Annotated in this window: 7 protein-coding genes and 1 tRNA gene; 4 read left to right on the top strand and 4 right to left on the bottom strand. The window is 67.6% G+C overall.

Annotation, left to right across the window (positions count from 1 at the left end):
- From VLF18_RS15495 to parE, 3 genes are all read left to right on the top strand, one after another.
- On the top strand, positions 1–602 hold a 602-nt coding region (locus VLF18_RS15495), incomplete at its 5' end, for a class I SAM-dependent methyltransferase (RefSeq protein ID WP_325280539.1).
- A gap of 193 nt (positions 603–795) precedes the next feature.
- Positions 796–2403 carry a hypothetical protein gene (locus tag VLF18_RS15500; RefSeq protein ID WP_325280540.1) on the top strand — a complete coding sequence of 536 codons (1608 nt, stop codon included), beginning with the start codon at positions 796–798 and terminating at the stop codon, positions 2401–2403.
- Between the two features lie 137 nt (positions 2404–2540).
- Positions 2541–4430: a DNA topoisomerase IV subunit B gene (parE, locus tag VLF18_RS15505; RefSeq protein WP_325280541.1), complete on the top strand. Its 1890-nt coding sequence runs from the start codon at positions 2541–2543 to the stop codon at positions 4428–4430.
- Between the two features lie 72 nt (positions 4431–4502).
- Here the strand turns inward: parE and VLF18_RS15510 are convergent, their stop codons facing one another.
- The 4 genes from VLF18_RS15510 to VLF18_RS15525 all read right to left on the bottom strand — a co-directional run bounded on the left by VLF18_RS15510 (position 4503) and on the right by VLF18_RS15525 (position 8768).
- The gene (locus tag VLF18_RS15510) at positions 4503–4709 is read right to left on the bottom strand and encodes a hypothetical protein (protein WP_325280542.1); all 207 of its coding nucleotides are present in this window, start codon (positions 4707–4709) and stop codon (positions 4503–4505) included.
- Between the two features lie 44 nt (positions 4710–4753).
- Positions 4754–5533 carry an N-formylglutamate deformylase gene (hutG, locus tag VLF18_RS15515; RefSeq protein WP_325280543.1) on the bottom strand — a complete coding sequence of 260 codons (780 nt, stop codon included), beginning with the start codon at positions 5531–5533 and terminating at the stop codon, positions 4754–4756.
- A gap of 168 nt (positions 5534–5701) precedes the next feature.
- Positions 5702–7501 carry a CocE/NonD family hydrolase gene (locus tag VLF18_RS15520; RefSeq protein ID WP_325280544.1) on the bottom strand — a complete coding sequence of 600 codons (1800 nt, stop codon included), beginning with the start codon at positions 7499–7501 and terminating at the stop codon, positions 5702–5704.
- Between the two features lie 10 nt (positions 7502–7511).
- Positions 7512–8768: an NAD(P)/FAD-dependent oxidoreductase gene (locus VLF18_RS15525; RefSeq protein ID WP_325280545.1), complete on the bottom strand. Its 1257-nt coding sequence runs from the start codon at positions 8766–8768 to the stop codon at positions 7512–7514.
- Positions 8769–8853: 85 nt separating this feature from the next.
- Between VLF18_RS15525 and VLF18_RS15530 the strand changes: the two genes are divergently transcribed.
- A tRNA-Pro gene (locus VLF18_RS15530) sits at positions 8854–8930 on the top strand.
- Positions 8931–9039 lie beyond the last annotated feature (109 nt).

Here is a 9039-nt window from a genome sequence, read left to right on the forward strand (position 1 = left end):
GACGTATCCTGCTCGAACTGCTCGCGGCCGGACTCGACGCGGTCGGCGCGGATCGCTCGCTGCCGATGCTCCGGCGCCTGCGCACGGATGCGGCCGCGCGCGGACTGACCGCGCACGTCGTGCAGACCGACCTGCGCGCGCTCGCACTGCACGGACGATTCGCGACGATCCTGCTGCCCTACTCGCTGATCACCTACCTGACCGACCCGCGCGTCGCCGCGGAAGTCCTGGCCGGTCTCCGGCCACTGCTCGCCGGCGACGGCCGCGTCGTCGTCGACGCCTTCGTGCCGCAGCCGGTCGAAAGCTTCAGCGATTTCCGCCTCGACTACCGCCGCGCCCACGACGACGGCGCACTCGAACGCCGCAAGCGCATCACGGCCCATGCCGACGGCACGAACCGCATCGAACGCTGGTATCGCGTACTCGGCGCCGACGATACGCTGCGCGAGGAATTCCGCACGGACGAGACGATTCGTCCGTATGCGGCGGCGCAACTGCGCGCGCTGGCGGAAAGCGCCGGCTTCGCGGTGCGGCAAGAAGTGTTCGACTACGGCGCTTCGTCGGGCGAACCGCCCCGGTTTGCGACGCTCGTGCTGGGTTGAATCCGGAACGAGTGAAGAGGAGCGAGAAACGAGCGGTGAAGCGTCGAGGCTCCGCTCGACGCGTTTCTCGCTCCTCGTCACTCGTTTCTGCAAAACGGATCACGCACCGACTGCAACACCGCCCGCAACTCGCCTGACAGCCCCGCAAGCCCGCCTCCGTCCTGGGGAACGCACATCCCTGACGGAGCTTCGCGTGAAACGCTGCCTTGCCCTGCTGCCCCTGTTTTTCCTTGCCGCGCCCGTTCATGCGCTGACGATCCGCGTCGGCGCCGACGCGGGTTGCGATACCGCATCGATCGCGGTCGCCCTGACGCAAGCCAAGGCCAATCCCGGCGCGGACACGATCCGTCTCGCGGCGAATCAGAACTACACGAACCAGGAGCTGTTCATCGATTCCGATGTGACGCTGCGCGGCGGCTACGCGAACTGCGATGCGGCGACGCCGGCCGGACGCACTGCCATCGGCGGCAGCGGCACCTGGGCCGCGGTGACGGCATGGACCGACGGCGCGAACGGCATCGCCGTGCGGCTCGAAGGTCTCGATGTCCGCAACGGCGGCGCGAGCGGCGACGTCGGCGATTTCGGCGGCATTTCGGTCGGCGGCCGCGCGCGCGTGACGCTCGCCGACATGCGGATCCACGACAACGTCGGCATCTACGGCGGCGGCGTCTCGGTGAACGGCACGAACGCGATCGTGAATGTCGAGCGCGACGTCGAAGTCGACAACAACCGCGCGAGCCTGGGCGGCGGCTTCGCGGTCGGCGGCGGCACCCTGCGCTTCAATCCTTACGGTGTCGTCGTGCGCGACAACCGCGCGGCCGCGGGCGGCGGCCTGTTCATCGATTCGGGCCTCGCGAGCGTCGGCGGCGATCCGGATCTCGCATTGCCGGCTGACGGCCTGCTGATCCGCAACAACACCGCAAGCAGCGAAGGCGGCGGCGTCTACGTGCGCGGCTCGACCGGCAAGCTGCTGGCCGAATCGACGGTGATCCGCGACAACACCGCGGGCACCGAAGGCGGCGGCGCGTATGCGACCGACGGCGGCTACGTGCAGTTCGTGCGCTATGCGATGGGGCCGCAGCGCCCGTGCAGCGCCGAGCGCGAATGCCTGCGCCTGTCCGGCAACACCGCGCCGCGCGGCGGCGGCATCGCGCTGGCCGGCGGCGCGAACGGCGCACTGTTTCACAGCCTGATCCGCGACAACACCGCGAACGACGGCCCGGCGATCTCGGTGCGCGGGCAGACGAGCGAACTGCGCCTGCTCGGCAGCGTCGTTGCGCGCAACCGTTGCAGCGGCAGCAACGTCGTGTGCGCGCCGATCCGCACCACGGCGGGCAAGCTGCGTTTCTCCTACACGACGATCGCCGACAACAGCGCGGGAACGTCGATGCCGTCGCCGATCTTCGCCGACGGCGCCAGCGGCGATTCGGCGACGCGCTACGAGTTCTATTCCACGCTGATCAGCGGCCACGCCCAGCTCTACGCGCAGAACGGCGCGACGATCTCGCATGCGGGCGACTGCCTGATCATGAGCGCCGGCCAGATCTGGAGCGGACTCACGCGCAGCGACATCGCTCCGATCGACTTCGTCGACGCCGCGCGCGGCAACTATCGTCTGCGCGCGGGCAACGCCGCGATCGATTACTGCACGGCGAGCCAGGCGCCGACCGAGGATCCCGATATCGACGGCACGCCGCGCGGCCTGGAAAGCCCGGGCAACGCGAACGACTTCGGCACCGTCGATGTCGGCGCATATGAATACGAGCGCATCTTCGGCAGCGGCTTCGAAGCCGCGCGCTGAAAAATGCGACGGCCTGCGCGGGAATGCCGCGCAGGCCGCTTCGGCGTCGCGCGAAAGTCACGCCCCGGCTTGATTGCGGCCGGGCTTGCGGCGACCATGACAGGTCCCCTGTCACGCCCGTACCCGCGCCGGTCCCCATGAGCAGTCGCTACAACGCCGCCGATATCGAAGTCCTGTCGGGTCTCGACCCGGTCAAGCGCCGTCCCGGCATGTATACGGACACGGTGCGACCGAACCATCTCGCGCAGGAAGTCATCGACAACTCGGTCGACGAGGCGCTGGCCGGCCACGCGAAGAACATCGACGTCACGGTCCATGTCGACGGATCGGTCAGCGTCGCCGACGACGGCCGCGGCATGCCGGTCGACATCCATCCCGAGGAAGGCATTCCGGGTGTCGAGCTGATCCTTACGCGCCTGCACGCCGGCGGCAAATTTTCGAACAAGAACTATCAGTTCTCCGGCGGTCTGCACGGCGTCGGCGTCTCGGTCGTCAATGCGCTGTCCACGCGCGTGGAAGTCACGATCAAGCGCGAGGCGCAGATCCATCGCATGGAATTCCGCAACGGCGATCGTTCGAGCCCGCTCGAGGTGATCGGCAGCGTGCCGAAGAAGCAGACCGGCACGACCGTGCGCTTCTGGCCCGATCCGAAATACTTCGACACGCCGAAGATCCTGCTGTCGCGGCTCAAGCACGTGCTGCAGGCCAAGGCCGTGCTGTGCTCGGGACTGACCGTCAAGCTGACCGACGAAGCCAGCGGCGAGAAGGACACCTGGTACTACGAGGACGGCCTGCAGGACTATCTGCGCTCGATGCTCGGCCAGAACGAGTTCATTCCGTCCGACCTCTACGTGCACGAACTCAAGCGCGACACCGAAGCCGTCGAGTTCGCGCTGGCCTGGGTGCCCGAAGGCGAGCTCGTGCAGGAGTCGTACGTCAACCTGATTCCGACCGCGCAGGGCGGCACGCACTGCAACGGCCTGCGCACCGGCCTGACCGAAGCGTTGCGCGAGTTCTGCGACATCCGCAACCTGCTGCCGCGCGGCGTGAAGCTCGCGCCCGAGGACGTCTGGGACCGGCTCTCGTTCGTGCTGTCGCTGAAGATGCAGGACGCGCAGTTCTCGGGGCAGACCAAGGAGCGACTGTCCTCGCGCAGCGCCGCAGCCTTCGTCGAAGGCGTCGCGCACGACGGCTTCTCGCTGTATCTGAATCAGCACGTGCAGATCGGCGAGCGCATCGCGCAGCTCGCGATCGAGCGCGCCGCCGCGCGCCTCAAGGCCGAGAAGCAGATCGTCCGCAAGAAGATCACGCAGGGCCCGGCGCTGCCCGGCAAGCTCGCCGACTGTGCGTCGAGCGATCTGTCGCGCACCGAACTGTTCCTCGTCGAAGGCGACTCGGCCGGCGGCTCGGCCAAGCAGGCGCGCGACAAGGATTTCCAGGCCATCCTGCCGCTGCGCGGCAAGATCCTGAACACCTGGGAAGTCGAATCGGGATCGGTGCTCGCCTCGCAGGAAGTGCACGACCTCGCGGTCGCGATCGGCTGCGATCCCGGCGTGGATCGCATAGACGGCCTGCGCTACGGCAAGGTCATCGTGCTGGCCGACGCCGACTCCGACGGCCTGCACATCGCGACGCTGCTCTGCGCGCTGTTCCTGCGCCACTTCCCGTCGCTCGTGCGCGAAGGCCACGTGTTCGTCGCGATGCCGCCGCTGTTCCGCGTCGACGTCGGCAAGCAGGTGTTCTACTGCCTCGACGAGAACGAGAAGCGCGCGCTGCTCGAACGCATCGAGCGCGAAAAGATCAAGGGCCAGGTCTCGGTCACGCGCTTCAAGGGCCTCGGCGAAATGAACCCGTCGCAGCTGCGCGAATCCGCCGTGCATCCCGACACGCGCCGCCTCGTCCAGCTCACCATAGAAACCGACGACGGCACGAGCAAGGTCATGGACATGCTGTTGTCCAAGAAGCGCGCCTCGGACCGCAAGAGCTGGCTCGAGGAGAAGGGCGACCTGGCTTCGCTCGAAGTCTGAGCGAGGAGAAGCGTGTCGAGGAGTGAGAAACGAGCAAGCGCGGCCGGCGACTCTTTTCCCACTCCTGCTGCCTCATTTCTGCTTTTCCTTCTCCTGCCCTTGTCCCTGCTGCTGTCCCTGCTGCGGATTCTGTTGCTGCTGCCGGACTTCTTCCTGCTTCTTGTCGTCGTTCTGCGCCGGCGGCGGCGCGCGGCGGCCCATGCCGGTCTGGGCGAAGGCCGGCGACGGCAGGGCGACGGCGGCAACGAGTACGAGGGTGGCGGCGAGTGTCGTGCGCATGAGGCGATCCTCGGTAACGCGGGTGAGCCCGGATCTGCGGGCGATCAGCTTTCGAGCGCGGCTTCGAGCAGTCGCCGGATCACGGCGGCGGTCGGCTCGGCGCGCTCCGGAAGATACGAAAAATCGTCTTCATCCATGTAATTGAGCTGCGCGAGTTCGAGCTGGATCGCTTCGATGCGGTCGGCCGGACGGCCGTACCGGCGTGTGATGTAACCGCCCTTGAAGCGCCCGTTGACGACGTGACTGTAGCGCGACTGCGCCGACAGTACGGCGTCCAGGCGCGCCTGCAGCGCCGGCGAGCAGCTCGCGCCGCCGGCCGTGCCGACGTTGAAGTCCGGCAGCCGGCCGTCGAACAGGAACGGCACGACGCTGCGGATCGAATGTCCCTCCCAGAGCACGACGCGGCCGTGCGCCTCATGCAGCCGTGCGATCTCCTGCTGCAGGGTTTCGTGATACGGCTTCCAGTAGGTGTCCACGCGCGCGGCGATCTCCGCGGGCGCGGGTTGCCGGCCGTCGAGGTACACCGGTTCGCCGCTGAACTGAACGATCGGACACAGGCCGGTCGTGTTCTGCCCCGGATACAGCGAGACATCGTCCGGCGGCCGATTGAGGTCCACGACATAGCGCGAATAGCGCGGCACGAGCACCGATGCGCCGAGTTCGCGCGCGAACGCATAGAGCCGGCTCACGTGCCAGTCGGTATCCGGCGCGCGCTGCGCCGCGGGGGTCAGCCGCGCCGCGATGTCGGGCGGGATCTCGCTGCCGTCGTGCGGCAGCGAGATCAGCAGCGGTGCGGTGCCTTGATGAAGCGTGCAGACAGTCATGGGTTTGCCTCGACGCCGAACAGCGCCGTGAAAAACCCTCCCCTCGATGAGGTGAAAGGCCGTCGCCCGGAACCGCCAGGTTCAGACGGCCTTGAACGCCCGACGGGCGGGAGGGCATGGATGGGGATGGTTTTCTCGCGTGACTCCGTCAGTTCCCGTCTGCGCCATTCACGGAGACGGCGACCCTGCCGGCTTCCTCTCTGCCGCAATCGGCACATACAGCGCGGACGGATGCTGCGCATCGTGCAGCAGCTCCACCGTCACGGTGCGCGCATCTTTCGCGCTTTCGGTATTCACGACGCCGCCGCTGTTGTAGTTCTTCTGCAGATTGAACGTGTTGATCGGCCCGAATACGAGGCGCAGGCGGCTGCCGCGCTTGAGCTGGCGCGCGACGAACGTGAAGCTCTGGAAGTCGTAGCGCTCGACCTTGCCCGGCGTCACGAGCTTTTCCTCGCGCAGACTCTCGCGATGACGCGCGCGCATCACGTCGTTGGTCAGGAAGAGACTGCTGCCGTCCGGCGCGATCGCATAGACGTCGACGCTGAAATCCGTGTCGCGCTGGTCGAGCTTCAGCCAGGCGCTCAGGCGGAAAAATCCGGCGATGTCGGTGTCCTTCGCGAACGGCGCCGTGTGATAGACGAGGTGCTTGCCGGAGCGGCGCAGCAGGCCGCGCTGGTCGGTCAGCTCGCTGCCCGATTCGTCGGCCGCATCGTCGGCTGCCGCGCTGACGTCGAGCGGATCATAGACATAGCGGTCGGCGCCGCCACGCTTGCCCTTGCCGGTTTCGAGCCGGCCCGACGCGTAGACGTCGTTCGCGCGACCGCCGTCTGAGGCCAGGAAATATTCCTCGTGCCGCGCGGTCACGGCATCCAGCGTGTCGGCATAGCGCCACTCGTCGGGGCCCGTCACGTAGTAGGCGACGCGCGCCTTCAGGAAATCGGGCTTCCTGCCGCTCTTGAGCGTCCAGTCGTACCAGTCGCGGTGCAGCGCGTTCATGTCGAGCAGGCTCGCACTGCCGAGCTTCAGGCCCGCGTATTCGGCGCGCGGCGTGCGCGTGCCGGCATGATCCCAGGGACCGATGATCAGATAGTGGCGCTCGCGCGCGGCCGGCGTGCCGTGCTTCATGTGACCCGCATAGAACGCGAGCGCGCCGGGCTGATCGCCGTCGTAGTGGCCGGTGATCGTCAGGATCGGCAGGTCGAGCGCGGCGTACTGCGCCGCGGTCGGGTTGTAGCGGTCCCAATAGTCGCCCTGCATCGGATTCGCGATCCACTGCTGGAACGCCGGCGACGGATTGCCGAAGCGCGCGTCGATCGTGTTGAACGGCGCGTGCGCCTCGTGCGCGCTCTTGAACAGCGTGTTCCACATCTTCTCGTCGCCGAACAGCTTGTCCTGCGTCGCGCGTCCGCTGACATAGGTCAGCCAGCGCATGTCGTAGGGATAGAAGATGTTGCTGCGCATCGGAAAGTCGAGGCCCGGCATCACGGCCGCGACCGGCACGATCGTCGCCAGATGCGGCGGCTTTTCCTTGGCCGTCGCCCACTGGTCGTAGCCGCCGTAGGAACCGCCCCACATCGTGATCCTGCCGTTGCAGTAGCTCTGCTTCGCGAGCCACTCGACGACGTCGTGACCGTCGTTGGCCTCCTGCAGCAGCGGCGTGAACGTGCCGCCGGAATTGCCGCGCCCGCGCACGTCGACCGAGGCGAACACATAGCCGTGCGCCGCGAAATACATGCCGCGGTCGTGATAGTTCTGCGCGATGTACGGCGTCAGCGACAGGATGCACGGCAAACCTTCGCGCTGGCCCTGCGGCCGGTACAGCGTGGCCTGCAGTTCGACGCCGTCACGCAGCGGAATCTTCACGCCCCACTGCAGGTCGACCGGCGTTTCCGGTGCGGGCGCGGCGAATACCGGAGAAACGACGAGGGACGAAGCGAGCAACAGCAGACGCCAGGCGGATCGCAGCACGGCTATTTCCTCACAGGTGGAAACGTTGCGGACTATACGGCGCGGGGTCGAGCGCCGGTGTTGCGCCGGTCATCGTCTGCGCGACCAGCTCGCCGCTGGCGAGCGACATGCTGACGCCGAGCATGCCGTGGCCGGTCGCGAGCGTCAGGTTGTTCCAGCGCCCGCTGCGGCCGAGGATCGGCAGATCGTCCCAGGTCATCGGACGCCAGCCGAACCATTCCTCGATGACGCGCGGCCCTTCGGGTTCGTGCAGATAGCGCGCGGCGCCGCGGCGCAGCGCATCGAGACGCAGGCGATTCAGCCGCTCGTCGTAGCCGGCGAACTCCATCGTGCTGCCGAGGCGGTAGCCGTCGGCCCAGGCCGTCACGCAGACGCTGTCTTCCTTGAGCACGAGCGGAATGCGCGGCGCGAGCGCCGGCCGCTCGTAGGTGATCGAATAGCCCTTGCCCGGCTGCAGCGGAATGCGCAGGTCGAGCCGGCGCGCGAGCGGCGGCGACCAGGCGCCGAGCGCCAGCACGATGTCGGCGGCGCGCCAGACGCCGCGCGTCGTCGCGACGGTGTCGATGCGCGCGCCGGCCGTCGCGAAATCCTCGACCGCGCAGTCCTCGAGGATCTCGCCGCCGGCCTCGCGCACGAGCCGCGCGAGTTCCGCGACGTAGCGGTCGGGCCGCAGCTGCGCGTCGCCCGGATGGAACACGCCGCCGATGACGCTGTCGCGCAGGCAGGGTTCGAGCGCGCGCAGCTGTGCCGCGCTGCGCTCCTCGACCGGAATGCCGACGTCGCGCAGGCTGTCGAGATGCCAGCCGAACGCGTCGAGTTCGCGCTGCTCGCGAAACACGTAGAGCGTGCCGGTCGCGGCGAAGTCGCAGTCGAGCCCGTGCGCGGCGACGAGATCGCCGATGAGTCCGCGCGAGTGCACGAGGATCTTTGCCTTCGCGCGATTCGCCGCGTGGAAGTCGCGCCAATTGCAGCGCCCGGCGAACCGCAGCATCCAGCCCAGCAGTTCGACGTCGGGCCGCGGTGCGACATGGAACGGCGCATCCTTGCGCCACATCATCTGCAGCGCCTTCGTGACCATTCCCGGCATCGCGAGCGGTGCGGAATGGCTCGGCGTCAGCGTGCCGCAATTGCCGTGCGACGCGCCGCCGCCGACCCGGCCGCGATCGAGGATCGTCACGCGGCGTCCGCACTGCAGCAGATACCACGCGCAGGACAGGCCGATGACGCCGGCCCCGAGAATCAGCACGTCGGTGTTGGATTCTTGCATTCGCCGATCGTAACGATTTTCCGGTCCCGACCGCCACGCGGGTATTGCCAAGCCGCATCGTCGTCATTAAGATGCGCAGCTCCCTCGGGGTGTAGCTCAGCCTGGTAGAGCGCTACGTTCGGGACGTAGAAGTCGCAGGTTCAAATCCTGTCTCCCCGACCAAATTCAGATGGTCACCAAAGGCCCGCCTCGTGCGGGCCTTTGTCGTTTCAGCACCTGCGCCCGCCTCGTGCGGGCCTTTGTCGTTTCAGCACCTGCGCCCGCCTCGCGC

This window comes from Tahibacter sp., from assembly GCF_035481375.1.
Lineage (GTDB): Bacteria > Pseudomonadota > Gammaproteobacteria > Xanthomonadales > Rhodanobacteraceae > Tahibacter.

Excerpts from the sequence above, each read along its gene's own strand:
- parE (WP_325280541.1), top strand. The coding sequence starts at position 2,541 with ATGAGCAGTCGCTACAACGCCGCCGATATCGAAGTCCTGTCGGGTCTC.
- hutG (WP_325280543.1), bottom strand. The coding sequence starts at position 5,533 with ATGACTGTCTGCACGCTTCATCAAGGCACCGCACCGCTGCTGATCTCG.
- VLF18_RS15510 (WP_325280542.1), bottom strand. The coding sequence starts at position 4,709 with ATGCGCACGACACTCGCCGCCACCCTCGTACTCGTTGCCGCCGTCGCC.
- VLF18_RS15525 (WP_325280545.1), bottom strand. The coding sequence starts at position 8,768 with ATGCAAGAATCCAACACCGACGTGCTGATTCTCGGGGCCGGCGTCATC.